Origin of the sequence: Psychrobacter sp. TWR1-1-1, from assembly GCF_049895865.1 — a bacterium.
Taxonomy (GTDB): domain Bacteria; phylum Pseudomonadota; class Gammaproteobacteria; order Pseudomonadales; family Moraxellaceae; genus Psychrobacter; species Psychrobacter immobilis_A.
Window position 1 is genome coordinate 182,317 of record NZ_JAFCTE010000002.1, and the last position, 18,192, is coordinate 200,508.

General features: G+C 44.7%; 13 protein-coding genes. 12 read left to right on the forward strand and 1 reads right to left on the reverse strand.

What is annotated here, in order from left to right:
- The first annotated feature begins 222 nt into the window (after nucleotides 1-222).
- Entirely contained in the window at nucleotides 223-2,424 is a 2,202-nt protein-coding gene (locus ACP69U_RS02850) for a PhoX family protein (protein WP_426137766.1), read from the forward strand.
- Nucleotides 2,425-2,652: 228 nt separating this feature from the next.
- A complete protein-coding gene (locus ACP69U_RS02855; protein WP_426137767.1) occupies nucleotides 2,653-4,122 on the forward strand; it encodes an esterase/lipase family protein in 1,470 nt (489 codons plus the stop codon).
- A gap of 116 nt (nucleotides 4,123-4,238) precedes the next feature.
- Here ACP69U_RS02855 and ACP69U_RS02860 read toward each other — a convergent pair whose 3' ends face one another.
- A complete protein-coding gene (locus ACP69U_RS02860; protein WP_055123454.1) occupies nucleotides 4,239-5,219 on the reverse strand; it encodes an Hsp33 family molecular chaperone HslO in 981 nt (326 codons plus the stop codon).
- A 324-nt stretch (nucleotides 5,220-5,543) separates the two neighbouring features.
- Between ACP69U_RS02860 and ACP69U_RS02865 the strand changes: the two genes are divergently transcribed.
- The 10 genes from ACP69U_RS02865 to ACP69U_RS02910 all read left to right on the forward strand — a co-directional run bounded on the left by ACP69U_RS02865 (nucleotide 5,544) and on the right by ACP69U_RS02910 (nucleotide 18,192).
- Nucleotides 5,544-6,530 carry a glutamate/aspartate ABC transporter substrate-binding protein gene (locus ACP69U_RS02865; protein ID WP_045453598.1) on the forward strand — a complete coding sequence of 329 codons (987 nt, stop codon included), beginning with the start codon at nucleotides 5,544-5,546 and terminating at the stop codon, nucleotides 6,528-6,530.
- A 96-nt stretch (nucleotides 6,531-6,626) separates the two neighbouring features.
- Nucleotides 6,627-7,373: an amino acid ABC transporter permease gene (locus ACP69U_RS02870; protein ID WP_055123453.1), complete on the forward strand. Its 747-nt coding sequence runs from the start codon at nucleotides 6,627-6,629 to the stop codon at nucleotides 7,371-7,373.
- Nucleotides 7,370-8,041 (forward strand): ABC transporter permease subunit, encoded by a 672-nt coding sequence (locus tag ACP69U_RS02875; RefSeq protein WP_426137768.1) that lies wholly within the window; start codon nucleotides 7,370-7,372, stop codon nucleotides 8,039-8,041. Before ACP69U_RS02870 ends, ACP69U_RS02875 begins: the two co-directional genes overlap by 4 nt.
- Nucleotides 8,042-8,223: 182 nt before the next feature.
- On the forward strand, nucleotides 8,224-8,955 hold the full coding sequence (locus tag ACP69U_RS02880; RefSeq protein WP_045443837.1) for an amino acid ABC transporter ATP-binding protein: 732 nt from the start codon (nucleotides 8,224-8,226) through the stop codon (nucleotides 8,953-8,955).
- 357 nt (nucleotides 8,956-9,312) lie between these two features.
- The gene (locus tag ACP69U_RS02885) at nucleotides 9,313-9,912 is read left to right on the forward strand and encodes a DJ-1/PfpI family protein (protein ID WP_238049042.1); all 600 of its coding nucleotides are present in this window, start codon (nucleotides 9,313-9,315) and stop codon (nucleotides 9,910-9,912) included.
- A 194-nt stretch (nucleotides 9,913-10,106) separates the two neighbouring features.
- The gene (locus ACP69U_RS02890) at nucleotides 10,107-11,330 is read left to right on the forward strand and encodes an FAD-dependent oxidoreductase (RefSeq protein ID WP_426137769.1); all 1,224 of its coding nucleotides are present in this window, start codon (nucleotides 10,107-10,109) and stop codon (nucleotides 11,328-11,330) included.
- 300 nt (nucleotides 11,331-11,630) lie between these two features.
- Entirely contained in the window at nucleotides 11,631-13,418 is a 1,788-nt protein-coding gene (locus ACP69U_RS02895) for an AMP-binding protein (RefSeq protein ID WP_238049044.1), read from the forward strand.
- Nucleotides 13,419-13,695: 277 nt separating this feature from the next.
- A complete protein-coding gene (locus tag ACP69U_RS02900; protein ID WP_238049045.1) occupies nucleotides 13,696-15,471 on the forward strand; it encodes an AMP-binding protein in 1,776 nt (591 codons plus the stop codon).
- A gap of 135 nt (nucleotides 15,472-15,606) precedes the next feature.
- Nucleotides 15,607-17,217 carry a carboxyl transferase domain-containing protein gene (locus ACP69U_RS02905; protein ID WP_296240303.1) on the forward strand — a complete coding sequence of 537 codons (1,611 nt, stop codon included), beginning with the start codon at nucleotides 15,607-15,609 and terminating at the stop codon, nucleotides 17,215-17,217.
- 165 nt (nucleotides 17,218-17,382) lie between these two features.
- Nucleotides 17,383-18,192 (forward strand): enoyl-CoA hydratase/isomerase family protein, encoded by an 810-nt coding sequence (locus ACP69U_RS02910; protein ID WP_426137770.1) that lies wholly within the window; start codon nucleotides 17,383-17,385, stop codon nucleotides 18,190-18,192.

Sequence of the window (18,192 nt, forward strand, 5' to 3'; positions counted from 1 at the left end):
TCGTCAAATGCAGCGACGCCATCATAAAATCCCAAGTTAACGCTTGGGATTTTTTCGTTTTATGAGGTGCTCACAAAGTGCTGTCATGAGACTGTCATCTATGTTTCAACGTTCTGTCATAAACTCTCGGTAGACTTAGGCGTAATTCGTATTTTTGTGGTGATAATTGTAAAGCCGCGATCAACTCTCCGCCAATCCAGCCTAATAGCAAGGTGACTGATAATGACATTATTGAATAATAAACAACCACTTGCCCATGAAGTCGTTGAAGATTCTAATCCGACTGACAATATCGATTTTCAAACCATTATTAGTCGTCGTTTGAACCGTCGTAGTATCCTAAAAGGTGGCACAGGATTGACGGCGGCGGCTTTTTTTGGGGCGCTACCTTTGGTTGGCTGTAGCGATGATGATGACAGCAGTCCTATCAAGAATACTGATAATAACGCGGCTATCCCTGCACAGGGCGATCTCAAACGTCCTGAGACTTTGAAGTTCACGGCAGTGGCGCATTCAACTGCCGAGACGATGAGCGTGGCAGCAGGCTATAAAGCCGAGATAATATTACCACTGGGTACGCCGCTAATATCTGGTATCGATGATTGGAAAGACAATCGAGAGCAGTCGGCAGAGTCATTCGAGTGGCGCATGGGTGATAACCATGATGGGATGTGGTTCTTTGGTAAAAAGGGCGGCGCTTATGATGCCAAAGCGGCAGAGAATGGGCTGCTAGTGATGAATCATGAATATGTAAACAGTAATGAGCTGAGTCCGTTTGGCTATCATGTGATCCAAGATAACAACGCCGCGCCCATCTTTAAAAATCGTCGACTTGCTAGTGATGTGCGCCGAGAAGTCAATTGCCATGGGGTAGCAGTGGTCGAGATGAAACGCCGCGCTGATGGCATGGGCTATGAGATGGTACCTGATTCGAAATATAATCGCCGTCTCACGAGTAGTAGTACGGCGCAGTTAACAGGGCCAGTTGCTGGCTCTGATTTGGTCAAGACTAAGTTTGATCCGACAGGCTTTCAGACGCGCGGCATCAATAATAACTGTGGTGCAGGTTTGTCACCTTGGGGCACCTATCTGACCACCGAAGAGAACTTTTTAGGGGTATTCGCCCGTGGGCAAGATGCTAGCCAATTAAGTGATGGGCAAAACTATGGTCGCGAGCGCTATGGTGCAACAGAGGATTTCCCAGGCTGGGAGTATCTGTGGCACACACCTGAAGCCAAAGATGCCAAGATAGCCGATGAGTTTTCGCGCTGGGATATGACCGCTGTCGGTACCAGTGCGGCTGACGATTATCGTAATGGCTTTAATACCTTTGGCTATATCACCGAAATTGACCCTTTTGACCAAAACTCTATGCCGCAAAAACGTACGGCACTGGGACGTTTTGCCCATGAAAACTGTGCTTATGCGCCCGTTGAACAAGGCAAACCGGTGGTCTTTTATATGGGCGATGATGCTCGCGGCGAATATATTTATAAGTTTGTCTCTAAAGCCATATGGTCAAATAGTGATATCGGTGGTGGCTTAAAAGCGGGCGATAAGTATTTGAATGATGGCACGCTCTATGTTGCTATCTTTAATGAAGATGGCAGCGGTGAGTGGAAAGCACTCGTCCATAGTCAAAACGGACTGGATGCTTCCAATACGGTATTGCCTTTTAATGGACAAGATGAGGTGTTGGTTTTTGCTCGTGCCGCAGCAGATGTGGTCGGCGCAACCAAAATGGATCGACCAGAGTGGGTATCGGTTAGCCCTGTGACGGGTGAGGTATACGTCACATTGACCAATAATAAATATCGCGGCGTACGCGAAGATCAACCTGTGTCAGCCTCTAATCCGCGTAGCTATCAAGCAGGTGAAAAAGCGGCAGGTAATGACAACGGTCATATCATTCGCTGGGCAGAAGCAGGTGGCGATCATGCGGCCATGAGTTTTGAGTGGGATATTTATCTGTTTGCCACGCCTTATGATCTGACCGCAGAAAATTTGTCACAGTTAAATGATAGCAATGATTTGTCTTCTCCCGATGGTTTGTACTTCGATCCGCGTGGCGTATTGTGGATTCAGACCGATGACGGCGCTTATACCGATACCAGCAGCTGTATGTTACTGGCGGCGCTGCCGGGTAAAGTCAGTGATGGGACAGCCATAACGACCTCAGCAGGACAACAAACACGAGTCGGCATGCCTGCTAGTAATGACAATATCAAACGTTTTTTTGTCGGTCCTGAAGGCTGTGAAGTCACAGGTATTACCATGGCTCCTGACTTTAAAACCTTATTTATCAATATTCAGCATCCGGGTAATACTTGGGGCGCTATTGCTGGAGGCAGTACGCCGCGCTCAGCGACCGTGATGATTACGCGCGAAGATGGCGATGTCATACTGGCAGAGTCGTTTGTCTAATTAGACATTTGCATGAGTAATGATGTGTCTTACTCAACACATAAATCCCAAGTCATGGCTTGGGATTTTGTATTTTAGAGGATGGTTATTAATATGCAAGCATTGGTATTAAAGGATAGCGCTTTTCTTTGACAATAAAAATACTTGATAGTTAAATCATTCTCTTCTGTTTATGACAATTACAGGATAGTATGGAAAATCCTTTCAACTGCTTGATATGTTAACACTATGACCAGTCCAAAACCTTTAGAAACCATTCATGATTTATTTGCCACCACTCGGCGTCCAACTGCTATTGAGTCGGATACTGGTGAAGGTTTTCAGGGCGATGTCTATGAAGAGTTGGCGAAACTCGAATATATCTATGTCGATGAGCTGAGCGCCGAGACGGTGGACAACAGCTATAGCAAACCGCATCAGCCTATTACGTTGGTTGATTTTTTTGAAGGCTTGGCTCAGTTGGCAACGATGGGCGTGGTGGAAGTCACTGATATTGTAGAGGCTATCCATCGTGAGATTCTGCTGCGTCCTTTAGGGCGGTTTAATAAAGGCAATATTGAGCACTGGCAGCGCGGTATCACGGGGCGGATTTATGGCACGGTGCGTTATACGATGCAATTGGTGGGCAATAATCTTGCCTCAGGGCTGCGTCTTTATAACACTGTCTCTAAACCCAAAAAAATACAACCTTTACCCAAAAACTTACGTCGCTTGGTCAATATTCTAAATGGTGTCATGGGCGATCACCTTATCACTCATCACAATCCATTGGCAGTATCGATGGTGCTATACGATGAATACAATCGCGTACAAAGTGGCGCGCTGTCTGGGCGTGTTATTATTTTATGCCATGGGCTTTGTATGAGTCACTTGAGCTGGCAGGTATCTGGAGAAGGCAATTTGGGTGAAGCGTTGGTCAATCACTTGCCAAAAGCGACGGTTCTGTATTTAAACTATAATACGGGTCGGCGTATTTCTAGCAACGGACGCAGCTTTGCAAAAGTCTTGCAAGATTTGGTTGAGAGTAATCCCGACGTCACTCAGATAGATTTAATAGGTCATAGTATGGGCGGTTTGTTGAGCCGCAGCGCGCTGTTTTACGGTAAAGAGCAAGGCTTTAGCTGGGTCAAACGCGTGGGCAATCTTGTCACCTTAGGCTCACCGCATCATGGCGCAAGCTTGGAGCAGATTGGACATTTTGTTCAAGATAAAATCGCTAAGCTGCCTTTTGCAGGATCATTGGCTAAATTGGGCGACTTGCGTAGCGCTGGTATTATAGATTTACGTTACGGCAGTATTCGCGATGCTGATTGGAAGTCTACCGAAGGGCGCAGCGTGCTGCCAGCAGAGTTTCGTCATCCCACGCGTTTGCCCCTGCATGTGAATACCTATTTAGTGGCGGCAGCTTTGATTGAAACTCATTATGACTCTAAGACCACAAGTTTGCTTGGGGATGGGTTGGTCTCAGTAGAATCAGCGCTTGGCGAATATACCGAAGAGCATACGCTAGCAGTACCAGAGGGACATAAGGCGATTTTTTATGGGGTCAATCACATGAATTTAATCTACAGCGATAGAGTACATGAGCAAGTTATTGCTTGGTTGTTGGATAATAGGCTAGGCGATGCCCATGATGCAAAGTATGGGCTTGATAGTCGTATCTATTCTTATCCAGAAGTGGATGAAGTAGCCAATTAAGCGTGCTCGAAACCATTTATATCGTCAGTCATAAATTTCAAGCCATGACATTAAAAACCCCCAAGCGTCACACTTGAGGGTTTTTTTATTACTAAGCGCGCTGCACTAAATCCTAATTACTCAGAAAATATCGTGGTCACATCGTCTTTATTAAATTTATACATCTCGCCACAAAAGCCGCAATCCATCTCAAAGTTACCGCCTTGCTCATCAATGATGTCTAAGGCTTCTGCTTCACCGATTTGCTCAATGGCCATCTCACATTTCTCACGTGAGCAGGTGCAACCAAATGATAAGGCAACAGGGTCGGGCGCGACGACATTTTCTTCATGATACAAGCGATAAAGGATTTCGTTGGCATCAAGCGTGGTCAACTCTTCAGCTTTCACTGTCCGTGTCAAAACGCTCAGGCGTGTCCACAAGTCATCGTCGATACCCGCATCTTGGTTTTGCTCGACTTCATAGGTTTCTTCAGCAGTACGAGGAAGCATCTGTACCAACATGCCACCCGCTTGCAGACCATCAGATGCCAAATTAATCAAGGTTGGAATCTGCGCCGATTGCTTTTGGTAGTGTGCTAAGCAGTCCGCCAAATTGTCATGGCTGCGCTCGACGATGCCTTGATAGGCTTCGCCGCCTTCAGGCTGAATGTTAATAAACAACACGCCTTGACCCATCGCACCCAATTCAGCAAATGCTTCTTTGGCATGAGTCATATTTTCCCACGCCTGTACTTGCTCATCAGTCTCACCCTTCCAGCTAGCAAGGGCACGGATGATACCGTCTTGATTGCATTCTGCCATTGCCCAGTTTAGCAAGCTATCGCTGTCCGATGATTGCAATTGAATGGACAGATGACCATTGATTTTGACCGTGCCGATAAGCAAACTCGCTGCTGTCAGCATCTCACCCAATAAGCGCTTGATCGCTTCAGGATAAGGCTTTTGGGCTATCGTACTGGCATAGCTGCGTGATAGGCGCACCACATCACCGCGCACTGGCGAATCTTCAATAAAGAAACGTTGACGTACGTCATTGTCACTATGGTTGCCAGCGTTCTGGCTGTCCGTATTAGGGACTTGAGTATCTTGTGTCATAGGTCATTTATAGTATTAAGAAGTTGTTAGCTTTATGGGGATTCATCGTGATTTATCAATTGCTCTTTAGATATTGTTTAACAGATTAAAGGCGTTTATTGGATAGTTATGGTGATACTAAACCCGATATCCTTAAAAAATAAGCCTCATTAAAAATTTTTTACCCACACCCGCTAATTTGTTGTACAGTAACATTAAGTTGCATTGTGATAAATAACAGCAACAACAACCGCATGGATGCGTGGCAATAAGGTCAATGAATAAGACCTGTGTCGTCCAAGCACTCATTCAATCTTGTGATAATGTGATAAAAGGATGTATCTCATGAGCTATCTATCTTCTAGGTCTTTCTCTAAACCTTTAACTCTCGCTGCTTTTATGGCACTAGGTCTTGCAGGGTGTAATAACAGTAGCCAAACCAGCACTGATGCGCCAGCAGATGATGCAACAGCGACAGAAACCACTACCAACGGTACTCTACAAAAAATCAAAGACTCGGGTACTATCGTGGTCGGTCACCGTGACTCTTCTATTCCATTTTCTTATATCGCTGACGACCCAAATCAGCCGATTGGTTATGCGCACGATTTAGAGATGAAAGTCGTCGAAGCGGTTAAGCAAAAGCTAAACATGCCAGACCTCAACGTCCGTTATAACCTTATCACCTCACAAACCCGTATTCCCTTGGTACAAAACGGCACGGTCGACTTTGAATGTGGTTCAACCACCAACAACGAAGAGCGTCAAAAACAAGTGGCATTCTCTAACGGTTTCTTTGAAATCGGTACGCGTCTATTGACCAAAAAAGACTCAGGTATTCAAGATTTTGAAGACCTAAAAGGTAAGACTTTGGTCACGACTGCCGGTACGACCTCAGAGCGTTATATTCGTCAGTATAATGATGACAACAAAATGGACATGAATATCATCTCAGCAAAAGACCACGGCGAAGGCTTCCTTATGCTAGAAAATGGTCGCGCTGATGCCTTTATGATGGATGATGTACTACTTGCTGGCGAAAAAGCCAAAGCAAAAAATCCTGATGAATGGGTCATCGTCGGCACGCCGCAATCGTTTGAAATTTATGGTTGTATGATGCGTAAGGATGATCCTGAGTTCAAAGCAGTGGTCGATGAAGCGTTAGCGAATGTCTTTAAATCAGGGGAAATCAACAGCATTTATGACAAGTGGTTCTTAAACCCAATCCCACCAAAGAACGTCAATTTAAACTTTGAGATGTCTGATAACTTAAAAGCCTTGATTGCCAGTCCGCATGACAGCGCTCAGCCGAAAGTTGCGACGGCACAGTAATTATTGTCCTGCAACATAGCTTGCTTACGTGTTCAGACTGATGTTGATATCAATCTGAACACGTAGGATTTTCAGTCGCTGCTCGGAGAGACAACCATGAATTATAGCTGGAACTGGGGTGTGCTCTTTGAGCAGACTGGTATCGGTAATGAGCTTTATATCCATTGGATGATTACTGGTCTTGGCTGGCTACTATTGATTGGTAGTATCGCGTGGGCCATTGCTATGGTCGTAGGTACTATCTTTGGCATCATGCGTACTTTGCCTAATAAGACCGCTCGTGCCATTGGTACCGCTTATGTGACATTTTTTCGTAATATTCCACTGCTTGTCCAATTGTTCTTTTGGTTTTATATTGCACCTGGCTGGCTCACGCCCACGATACAAGAGTGGTGGTATAAGGATTTATCTCCTAACACTTCAGCCATGCTCTCAGCGAGTATCGGTCTTGGCTTATTTACCGCCGCTCGTATCGTTGAACAGGTGCGTACAGGTATTGAGTCGTTGCCCGAAGGTCAGATCAATGCTGCTTATGCACTAGGCTTTAGTATTCCACAAGTCTACAAAGAAGTACTGCTACCGCAGGCCTTTCGTATTATTTTGCCACCGCTCAGCTCTGAGCTGACCAACTGCTTCAAAAACGCCTCCGTCGCCTCATTAGTGGGGGTAATGGAGCTGATTAGTCAAACCAAAACTATTAGCGAATACACCCAAAACAGCATCGAGATTTATACCTACGCGACGATTATTTATTTAGTATTTAACTTATCGTTGATTGCTATTATGGGGTTAATTGAGCGCAAACTGCGTGTACCTGGGCTCATTGCAGGAGGTCAGAAATGAACATGATGACCGAATTGGCAACAGCCTATCCTGGTTTGATGGGCGGCATGATTACCACCTTAAAGGTGCTATTTTTGGCGATTATTGGTGGTATTAGCTTAGGAACGGTATTGGCGTTGATGCGCTTGTCTGGTATCAAAGCGCTTGAGATTCCAGCAAAGCTATACGTCAATTACTTCCGTTCTGTACCGCTACTACTGGTGCTACTGTGGTTTTACTTTGCCGTACCGATGATTTATTTTTGGATAGCGGGTAAGTACTTACAACTTGATGCTGCTTTTGCCTCTTGTGTGGTTGCTTTTATGATGTTTGAAGCCGCTTACTTTTCAGAGGTGGTGCGTGCTGGTATTCAATCGATTGGTAGTGGGCAGGTCAATGCCGCCAAAGCGCTGGGTATGACTTATGGGCAGACCATGCATCTGGTTATTTTGCCACAAGCCTTTCGCAAAATGCTGCCGCTAATCTTGCAGCAGTGTATTATTTTATTCCAAGATACGACGTTGGTTTTCGCTATTGGTTTGACAGACTTTTTCCGTGCCGCCTATGTACGCGGTGAGCTGATGGGTTTGCTGACGCCTTACATTTTGGGTGCTGGTGCGGTGTATTTTATCATCAGTGTCAGTGCCTCCGTGGGTGTACAACAATTGCAAAAGCGTTTGCGATTTTGATAGATATTTATCTTGGCTTGCGCTTTTTGAGTGTTGAGGCTTTGGTTGAGTAGTTGATTTAACTTTTTTTAAATGACGATTATTAAAAACAATGTGGTTAGGAGCCAGTGATGAGCAAAGCTGATACATACTTAAATGCCTTTGGCGGACTGGTCACCAATAATGGTCATGCTAGTGATGAGATGGTCATTCAAATGTCCGATGTCAGCAAATGGTATGGGGATTTTCAAGTATTGAGTGATTGTACGGCGCATGTTCATAAAGGCGATGTCGTTGTCGTGTGCGGGCCATCAGGTAGTGGTAAGTCAACCTTGATTAAGACGGTCAATGGACTGGAGCCTTTTCAAGAAGGTGGGATCATGGTAAATGGTATCTCAGTTGGTGCGGCAAAAACCAATCTGCCAAAATTACGCAGCCGTGTCGGCATGGTCTTTCAGCATTTTGAGTTGTTTCCGCATTTGACCATTATTGATAATTTAACGGTCGCTCAAATTAAAGTATTGGGTCGCAAAGAGAGCGAGGCCAAGCAAAAAGCCATGGCATATTTAGATCGCGTTGGACTAACGGTACAGGCTGCGAAGTATCCCGCGGAGCTATCGGGTGGTCAGCAGCAGCGTGTTGCAATTGCACGCGCGCTGGCAATGGATCCTGTAGCGATGCTCTTTGATGAGCCGACCTCTGCGCTTGACCCTGAGATGATTCAAGAAGTACTTGATGTCATGGTCGAGTTGACTCGTGATGGCATGACCATGATGTGTGTGACCCATGAAATGGGCTTTGCCAGTCAGGTAGCCAACCGTATTATCTTTATGGACGAAGGTCATATTGTCGAGAACTGTAGTAAGGATGAGTTTTTTGAAGGGGCAAAAAGTGATCGCGCGCAACTGTTCTTATCGAAGATTTTGAATCATTAAAACTCTCTACTGCGTTATTCGAATTATTTATAAATAGCAGATCTAAAAAGCACCTACTAAATAGGCGCTTTTTTTGTGCCCGCAGATTATTAGTAGATTTATATATTCAAGGATATTATTGGTATAAGTAAATGATATAGTTGGTTTAATATAACGCGGGTACGAAAAGGGCAACTGACAGTATTATAAATAGTAGACTGAATAAGCCTGACAACGTATTTCATTTATATAGGATCAACTATAGTGACAGGTTAGCTGTCTTTATCGTTTTTTAAGGCACGCTTTTGTGACTCTATTCTAGTATTTATACGCTTGTAATAAGTTGCATTTTATCTAACACTCATTCGAGGACAAAGAATGACATCAATGCGAACCGTTGGAATATTACTATTTAACGAAGTCGAAGTGTTGGACTTCGCAGGACCTTTTGAGGTGTTTTCATTGGCTGCCAATGCTACTAGTGATAAATACTTCAAAGTTATTACCATTGCTGAGCATCACGCGCCGATATCTGCTAGAAACGGTCTACGTGTTGTTCCTGATTACAGTTTTTCCAACCATCCAGACATTGATGTTTTAGTAGTTCCTGGTGGTTATGGTGCCGAAAAAATAGAGATAAACAATCCAGTGGTTATCGATTGGATTGTCACTCAAGCTAAGCTCGTTGATTTGACACTTTCAGTTTGCACGGGTGCTTTGTTGCTCGCTAAGGCTGGGTTATTGGCTGGCAAGTCTGCAACCACTCATTGGATGGACTTAGATAATCTAGCATCCTATGCTGATATTGATGTGATCTCTCATACTCGTTTTGTCGACGCTAGTGATGAAAGTGCTAAGCTGATAACTTCGGCAGGAATAAGCGCAGGTATTCATGCCAGTCTATATTGCTTGGAGACGTTAATAGATACTAAAACCATGCAAGCAACAGCAAAACGTATGGAGTTTGATCTGGATTAAAATATTTTTTTAGAGCACCTATTAATAGGTGCTTTTTCTGTGCCAATAGAATATTAGTAGATTGATGCATTCAATCGCGACGTTGGTACGATTCACTACATAAGTGAAAAGGTGAGTGAATACCTGTTTACTGATACAATAGCGGTCAATATTTTTGATAATTAAAATAATTCATAAACCGTATTGGAGTTCATATGAGTGTAGAAAATTCATTAGTAGAGTCATCTAAAGGTATCGTCATTATCGGTGCAGGATTGGCTGGCTGGCATGTCATCGATGCCATTCGTGCAAAAGACAAAGGTATCCCGATTACCTTAATTACTGCCGACAGTGGCGATCGTTATCACAAGCCAATGCTGACCATGGCGATTAGCCAAAAGAAAAGTGCAGCAGATTTGGTCAGAGCAACGGGCATTGATGCCGCAGAAGCTGCAAATGTTAAGCTACTTGCCAACACGCAAGTGACGGATGTTGATACGACCACTCAACAGTTGCAGCTTATCTCTGCGCTGCGCTCAGATCCCGTTTATACCAATTACGCTACGATCGGCTATGACAAGCTGGTACTAGCGATGGGTGCGCATCCTATCTTCCCAAAAAGCATGCCAGAGGAACTAGTCTGGCATGTCAATCATATTGAGCGCTTTGGACAGTTGCAAGAAAAGCTAGCAACTGGCAGTCAGCACGTTGCTATTGTCGGCGCGGGTATGGTTGGGACGGAGATTGCAGAAGACTTATTAAAAGCAGGTCATCAAGTGACGCTCATTGATCTAAACGATGCGCCACTATCACAAATGCTACCGCCAAAAGCAACTTCTCGTATCGCCCAAGCGGTCAATTCGCAAGGGATTAACTTTTTAGGAGGGTATCAGGTATCTGCTATTACTCGTCTCAGTGATGGAAAACTGCAGGTCAGTTATGAGGCGCTAGCATCAGCGACAGACAGCAGTACTGCTGAGCCAATCGAACCGCTCATCGTGGATCATGTGATTGCCAGTACAGGTCTGACGGTCGATGACAAACTGCCTACCGCAGCTGGTGTCGAGTTTGACCGTCGCACTGGTATCGTGGTGGATGCGCCGACCTTGCGTACCAGTACAGCCAATATTTATGCGATTGGTGACTGTATGTCTATCGATGGCGTGCCGTGTCGTTACGTCGCACCGTTGCGCGCGCAGGCTGCTACCATTGCTGATGATGTATTAGGTCTAGAGCATAATGGCTACGATCATAAGCCGCCAATGATTCGCCTGAAAAATAAAGCAATCTCCGTCATGGTGACAGGTGTGCCAAAAGCGACTGGCAATTGGCAGGTCAAAATAGAAAGTGATGAAGAGTTGGTCATGGACTTGCTAAATGATAGTGATGAAGTCAGCGCAACGGTAACGATTAAATCGCCTGTAGTGCCTAAAGTATAATTGTAAAAGTATTATAAATTATAGCCAGTGTTGCCATCTTTATGCAGCACTGGCTTTTTTATGTCTATCGTATCTTTTATATAAATAATCAACTTAATAAGATGGCGCAGCAATAGTAATCGATACGTCCTGTATCAATATTATTGACAGGCTTTCATTTAAGAGGCTATATTGGTTAGGGCTTGATTTAATTATAGTCTATGGTGACAGAGAATATTCAAGGAAGAATATGACATTTACCTTTGTAGTCTATTACCGCTCTGATAACAAACACCAAACAGCAAAACGAAAGGACTCGTGATGACTCAGATTACCGATTTTGACAGCATTATTAATGAAAGTACGCCTAATAATATTATTCTCAATAATATCCCCAAAGTTAATGTAGGCGTGCGTTCAGCAAATGCGCCACTCACCCAAAGCCATGATAAAGGTATTGATGTGCCGCTGATTGAAGCGACAATCGGTGATTTTTTTGATGCTATTGTCAATAAATATCCTGATCGTGAAGCTTTGGTTTCTCGCCATCAAAATATCCGTTGGATCTATCGTGAGCTACAAGAGAAAGTTAATCAGTTAGCGAGTGCCATGATTGAAATGGGGCTAGAAATCGGTGATCGCATCGGTATCTGGTCACACAATAATGCTGAATGGCTGCTGATGCAATTGGCAACCGCGAAAGTCGGCGTTATCCTCGTCAATATCAATCCTGCTTACCGTACCTTTGAGCTGCAATATGCACTGAATAAGCTGGGCTGTTCGGCATTGGTATTAATGCGTCATTTCAAAAGCAGCGACTATACGCAAATGATTCGTGAGCTTTGTCCTGAGATTTATCATAAGAACTATCAGCAATTGGACTTGGTGGAGATTCCAACGATTGAGCGCATCATTTGGATTGACGAGCCAGCATCTGATGAAAATTTCAATTTTATGCAGAAATTCTCTGCTTGGATGGCAGAGGGTAATGCAAACGACCCTCGTTTAGCTGCGCGCCAAGCCCAGCTAAAGAATACCGATGCTATTAGTGTGCAGTTTACTAGTGGGACAACGGGTACACCAAAAGGCGCTACTTTAACGCATCGAAATATCTTGAATAATGGCTACTTCCTTGGCGAAGGTATGAGGCTGACAGAGGAGGATAGGCTATGCATTCCATTACCGCTTTATCACTGCTTTGGGATGGTGGGTGGTAACTTAGCTATTTTGACCCATGGTGGCTGCGCGGTGTATCCCAACGATGGTTTTGATCCGCTAACGGTATTGCAAACGGTGGAAGAGGAAAAATGTACCGCCTTGCTTGGGGTACCGACGATGTTTATCGCAGAGCTCGATCATCCAGAATTCGACAGCTTTGATTTGTCCAGCTTGCGTACTGGTATCATGGGCGGCTCTAGCTGTCCGATTGAGGTCATGCGCCGCGTCATGGATAAAATGCACATGAGCGAGGTGACGATTGCTTATGGCATGACCGAGACCAGTCCAGCTTCTTGTCAAACCAGCTCGCAAACACCCCTTGAAAAAAGAGTTTCTACCGTAGGGATGGTGCTGCCCGCGCTTGAGGTCAAAATCGTGGATACCGAAACGGGTGATGTCGTCCCGATTGGAGAGACGGGCGAATTACTCACTTATGGCTACGCGGTGATGAAAGGCTATTGGGGCAGCCGCTTTAAAACACGCGCGGCGATTACGGATGGCTGGATGCATACGGGTGATTTGGCAGTGATGGACGAAGATGGCTACATCACTGTGGTGGGTCGTAGCAAGGACATGGTCATTCGCGGCGGCGAAAACATCTATCCAGTAGAAGTCGAAAACTATCTCTATCGTCATCCGAAGATTCGCGATGTACAAATCGTCGGTGTTCCTGATAAAAAGTATGGTGAGGTACTCGCGGCGTGGATTATTACAAAAGAGCCAAATAGCTTAAGCGAAGAAGAGGTAAGGCAGTTTTGTTGTGACCATATTGCTCATTATAAAGTGCCGACCTACTTTCGTTTCGTTGATGAATATCCAATGACCATCACTGGTAAAATTCAGAAATTCAAAATCGTTGAGCAAATGATAAAAGAATTGGGTCTGGAGTGATTTGAGACTATTAATCACTGGAAAAGCCAGCTTTTTTCTATATGTGATAAGGCTGGCTTTTTTGATTTAAGTCATTCAAGAAATTCGTCATTTAATTATGACTGATGAATTTATCGTATATTATCATTTTAAATGATACATATTGTATTACTATTATTGACAGTCTTCGATTTAAGACGGTATAGTAGCTAACGATAGTCAAGACCTGTTCAAGGAAGAATGAATTGATGATAGGCGACTAATAAGTACCATAAAAAGTAAAACGAAAGGACTCGTTATGACGCAAAATTCTGATTTCGATGCGACTCAAATTGATTTTGATACTATTCTAAATAGCATTCCTAGTATTAATATGGGCGCACGCTCAGCAAATGCACCGCTTACCCAAAGCTATGATAAAGGCCCTGATGTACCGCTCATTGAAGCGACTATCGGTGACTTTTTTGATGCAATTGTATCTAAGTATCCAGAGCGCGAAGCTTTGGTTTCTCGCCATCAAAATATCCGCTGGACTTACCGCGAGCTACAACAGCAAGTCAATCAGCTGGCCAGTAGTATGATTGAGATGGGGCTGGAAATCGGTGATCGCATCGGTATCTGGTCGCACAATAATGTTGAATGGCTGCTCATGCAATTAGCGACGGCAAAAGTCGGTGTCATCCTTGTCAATATCAATCCTGCCTATCGTACTTTTGAGCTGCAATATGCCTTGAATAAATTGGGCTGCTCAGCGCTCGTACTTATGCGCCATTTCAAAACCAGCGATTACGCCAGTCTCATCAGTGAACTGTGTCCTGAAATTTATCATAAAGACTACACTCAGCTTGATTTGGTCGAGATTCCGACGATTGAGCGTATCATCTGGATTGATGAGCCAGCATCTGAAGAAACCTTTGGCTTTATGCAGAAATTCTCTGCATGGATGGCGGAAGGTGATGCCAATGATCCACGGGTTGCAGAGCGCCAAGCCCAGCTCAAAAATACTGACGCTATCAATGTACAGTTCACCAGTGGCACGACTGGTACGCCAAAAGGTGCAACTTTAAGCCATCGTAATATTCTTAACAACGGTTACTTCATCGGTGAGGCCATGAACCTTACTGAAGAAGATAAACTGTGTATTCCGGTGCCACTTTATCACTGCTTTGGTATGGTACTCGGTAACCTAGCGATTCTCACGCATGGTGGCTGTATCGTTTATCCGAACGATGGTTTTGAGCCACTGACGGTATTACAAGCGGTGGAAGAAGAAAAATGTACGGGTCTACATGGCGTGCCAACGATGTTTATCGCTGAGCTTGACCATCCGGAATTTAAAAACTTTGATCTATCGACTTTGCGTACTGGCATCATGGCAGGCTCTAGTTGTCCGATTGAAGTCATGCGCCGCGTCATTGATGAGATGCACATGAGCGAAGTCACCATTGCCTATGGCATGACAGAGACCAGTCCAGTATCTTGCCAGACTAATGAACATACGCCGCTTGATAAGCAAGTATCGACCGTTGGTTTAGTGCAGCCTGCGCTTGAGGTCAAAGTCGTCAATACTGAAACGGGTGAGATTGTCGCATTGGGCGAGACCGGGGAGTTATTGACACGCGGTTATTCAGTGATGAAAGGCTATTGGGGCAGTCGCTTTAAAACCCGCGCGGCTATCCAAGATGGTTGGATGCATACGGGTGATTTGGCTACGATGGATGAAGATGGTTATGTCAAAATCGTTGGTCGTAGTAAAGATATGGTTATTCGCGGCGGCGAGAATATTTATCCGGTCGAAATCGAAAACTATCTCTATCGTCATCCAAAGATTCGGGATGTGCAAATCGTCGGTATTCCTGATAAAAAATATGGCGAAGTACTCGCGGCATGGATTATTCCTAAAGAAGCAGACAGCTTGACAGAAGAGGAAGTTCGCGAGTTCTGTAGCGAGCATATTGCCCATTATAAAGTACCGACTTATTATCGTTTCGTGACTGAATATCCAATGACCATCACTGGGAAAATTCAGAAATATAAAATTATTGAACAAATGAAAGAAGAGCTGGGTTTGTAATCAGATGATGACTTAATCTGTAATACTAAAGACTATTTCAGATCTGTTATATTAAAAATTATTATTATGAGTCAAGACTAAAAGAAAAAAGCCACTCGCATTTACGTATCTACGTATTAAAGAAAAAGGGATATCATGAGCGCTATCATAACCAGTAAACTGAGTCCAAATGCCGCTGAATTTCAGCAAAACAGTGCCGCCATGCAAGCGGTGGTCGATGACTTATATGGTCACTTACGTAAAGTCGTGCAAGGCGGTTCAGAGCGTGCCCGCGCCAAGCATTTAGCCCGTGGCAAACTCTTGCCTCGTGAGCGCGTCGAGCGTTTGCTCGATGTAGGTACGCCATTTTTAGAAGTGGCACCGATGGCAGCGCATGATATGTATGGCGAAGAGATTCCAGCGGCGGGCGTGATTGCGGGTATCGGTCGTATCAATGGCATTGAGTGTATGATTGTCTGTAATGATGCCACGGTAAAGGGTGGCACTTACTACCCAATGACGGTCAAAAAACATCTGCGTGCGCAAGAAATCGCGCAAGAAAACAATTTGCCTTGTGTCTATTTGGTGGATTCAGGTGGAGCCAATTTACCCAATCAAGATGACGTATTTCCCGATAAAGAACACTTTGGTCGCATTTTCTTTAATCAGGCCAATATGAGTGCCGCCGGTATTCCACAGATTGCCGTGGTCATGGGCAGCTGTACGGCTGGAGGGGCTTATGTACCAGCGATGAGTGACGAGTCTATTATCGTGAAAGACCAAGGCACCATCTTTTTGGGTGGTCCACCACTGGTAAAAGCGGCGACAGGTGAAGAAGTCACAGCCGAAGATTTGGGCGGTGGCGATGTGCATACCCGTCTGTCAGGGGTTGTCGATCACTTAGCACAAAGCGACACTCATGCATTGTCGATTGCGCGCAACATCGTTAGCCATCTAAATCGTCCTGCGAAGCAAGTGCCCAATCAAATCAAACCACGTCAGCCACGCTATGACGCCAAAGAGCTATATGGCGTCATTCCAACGGATAAACGTAAGCCGTTTGATATCAAAGAAATCATTGCTCGTATCGTCGATGACAGTGCTTTTGATGAATTCAAATCACGCTTTGGCACGACGCTGGTTTGTGGATTCGCTCATATCGAAGGGATGCCAGTCGGTATTATCGCCAATAACGGTATCTTGTTTAGTGAGTCGGCACAAAAAGGTACGCACTTTATTGAGCTGTGCTGTAAACGCAAAATTCCATTAATATTTTTGCAAAACATCACCGGATTTATGGTTGGTCGTAAATATGAAAATGAAGGTATCGCTCGTCATGGCGCCAAGATGGTGATGGCGGTGGCGAATGCAAAAGTACCTAAGTTTACTGTTATCGTTGGCGGCTCATTCGGTGCCGGTAACTACGGCATGTGTGGCCGTGCTTATAGTCCGCGTTTCTTATGGATGTGGCCAAATGCGCGTATCTCTGTAATGGGCGGTGAACAAGCAGCATCAGTATTGGCAACGGTGAAGCGCGATAACTTTGACCGTAAAGGCGAGGCGTGGAGCGACGAAGATGAAGCGGCGTTCAAAGCGCCGATACGCGAAATGTATGAAGAGCAAGGTCATCCCTATTATGCCACTGCACGTTTATGGGATGATGGCGTGATTGATCCTGCTGATACCCGTAATGTATTGGCGTTAGGGTTGAGCGCCGCCTATAACGCGCCGATCGAAGAGACGACATTTGGGGTTTTTAGAATGTAATAGTTTTAAGGCCTTCCCATAATAAGCGACTAGTGCGTTAACCTCATTTGAAGTATGGTTTGTACATTTACGCTTAGTTTTTGCACTTGGTTTCCTTGTATTAACATTATTATGGATTGACCAAGAGTTTGTTTAAGTATTTACATAAAAAATATAGAGAAAATAATGCAAAAAGACAGTGATAATAACTATAAAAGCCTACTGGTTAAAGTGGAACAGCACGTGGCAACAGTGACGTTAAATCGTCCTGAGATACGTAATGCCTTTAATGATGAAATGATTGCTGAGCTAACCGATGCATTTAATACGCTTGGCGCTGATGATGACGTACGTGTCATTGTATTAGCAGCTGCTGGCAAGGCATTCTGTGCAGGTGCCGATTTGAACTGGATGCGTGCCATGGCGGATTATAGCTACGAGGAAAACCTAGCAGACGCGGACAAATTAGCACAGATGCTCAAAACTATTTATGAATGTCCTAAGCCAACAGTTGCGGCTATTCAAGGTGATGTTTATGCAGGCGGCATGGGATTAGTGGCTGTCTGTGATGTGGCCATCGCTGTTAAAATTGCAAACTTCTGCCTCAGCGAAGTGCGTTTAGGCTTAGCGCCTGCAACGATTAGCCCTTATGTCATCAGAGCACTGAGTGCTAGAGCGTCACAGCGTTACTTCTTAAGTGCTGAAGTATTTGATGCTAAAAAGGCACGGCAGCTTGGCTTTATCCATGAACGTGTTAGCGAAGAATGGCTAGCTGATGAGGTCGCTATATTTTGTAGCAAAGTCGTCAAAAACAGCCCTGATGCAGTCAAAACCTGCAAGCAGCTATTACACGATGTCGCTGATGCTCCCATCACTGATAAGCTGATTGCCGATACGGTAAAAGGCATCGCTGATATTCGCTCATCAGAGCAAGGTAAAGAGGGCGTGCAAGCCTTTCTGCAAAAACGTAAGCCGGATTGGTTGACGGCAGATTGA

Bases quoted from the DNA above. Each gene is read 5' to 3' on its own strand.
- ACP69U_RS02865 (WP_045453598.1), top strand. From the start codon at position 5,544: ATGAGCTATCTATCTTCTAGGTCTTTCTCTAAACCTTTAACTCTCGCT.
- ACP69U_RS02895 (WP_238049044.1), top strand. From the start codon at position 11,631: ATGACTCAGATTACCGATTTTGACAGCATTATTAATGAAAGTACGCCT.
- ACP69U_RS02880 (WP_045443837.1), top strand. From the start codon at position 8,224: ATGGTCATTCAAATGTCCGATGTCAGCAAATGGTATGGGGATTTTCAA.
- ACP69U_RS02855 (WP_426137767.1), top strand. From the start codon at position 2,653: ATGACCAGTCCAAAACCTTTAGAAACCATTCATGATTTATTTGCCACC.
- ACP69U_RS02870 (WP_055123453.1), top strand. From the start codon at position 6,627: ATGAATTATAGCTGGAACTGGGGTGTGCTCTTTGAGCAGACTGGTATC.
- ACP69U_RS02910 (WP_426137770.1), top strand. From the start codon at position 17,383: ATGCAAAAAGACAGTGATAATAACTATAAAAGCCTACTGGTTAAAGTG.
- ACP69U_RS02890 (WP_426137769.1), top strand. From the start codon at position 10,107: ATGAGTGTAGAAAATTCATTAGTAGAGTCATCTAAAGGTATCGTCATT.
- ACP69U_RS02900 (WP_238049045.1), top strand. From the start codon at position 13,696: ATGACGCAAAATTCTGATTTCGATGCGACTCAAATTGATTTTGATACT.
- ACP69U_RS02850 (WP_426137766.1), top strand. From the start codon at position 223: ATGACATTATTGAATAATAAACAACCACTTGCCCATGAAGTCGTTGAA.
- ACP69U_RS02885 (WP_238049042.1), top strand. From the start codon at position 9,313: ATGACATCAATGCGAACCGTTGGAATATTACTATTTAACGAAGTCGAA.
- ACP69U_RS02875 (WP_426137768.1), top strand. From the start codon at position 7,370: ATGAACATGATGACCGAATTGGCAACAGCCTATCCTGGTTTGATGGGC.
- ACP69U_RS02905 (WP_296240303.1), top strand. From the start codon at position 15,607: ATGAGCGCTATCATAACCAGTAAACTGAGTCCAAATGCCGCTGAATTT.
- ACP69U_RS02860 (WP_055123454.1), bottom strand. From the start codon at position 5,219: ATGACACAAGATACTCAAGTCCCTAATACGGACAGCCAGAACGCTGGC.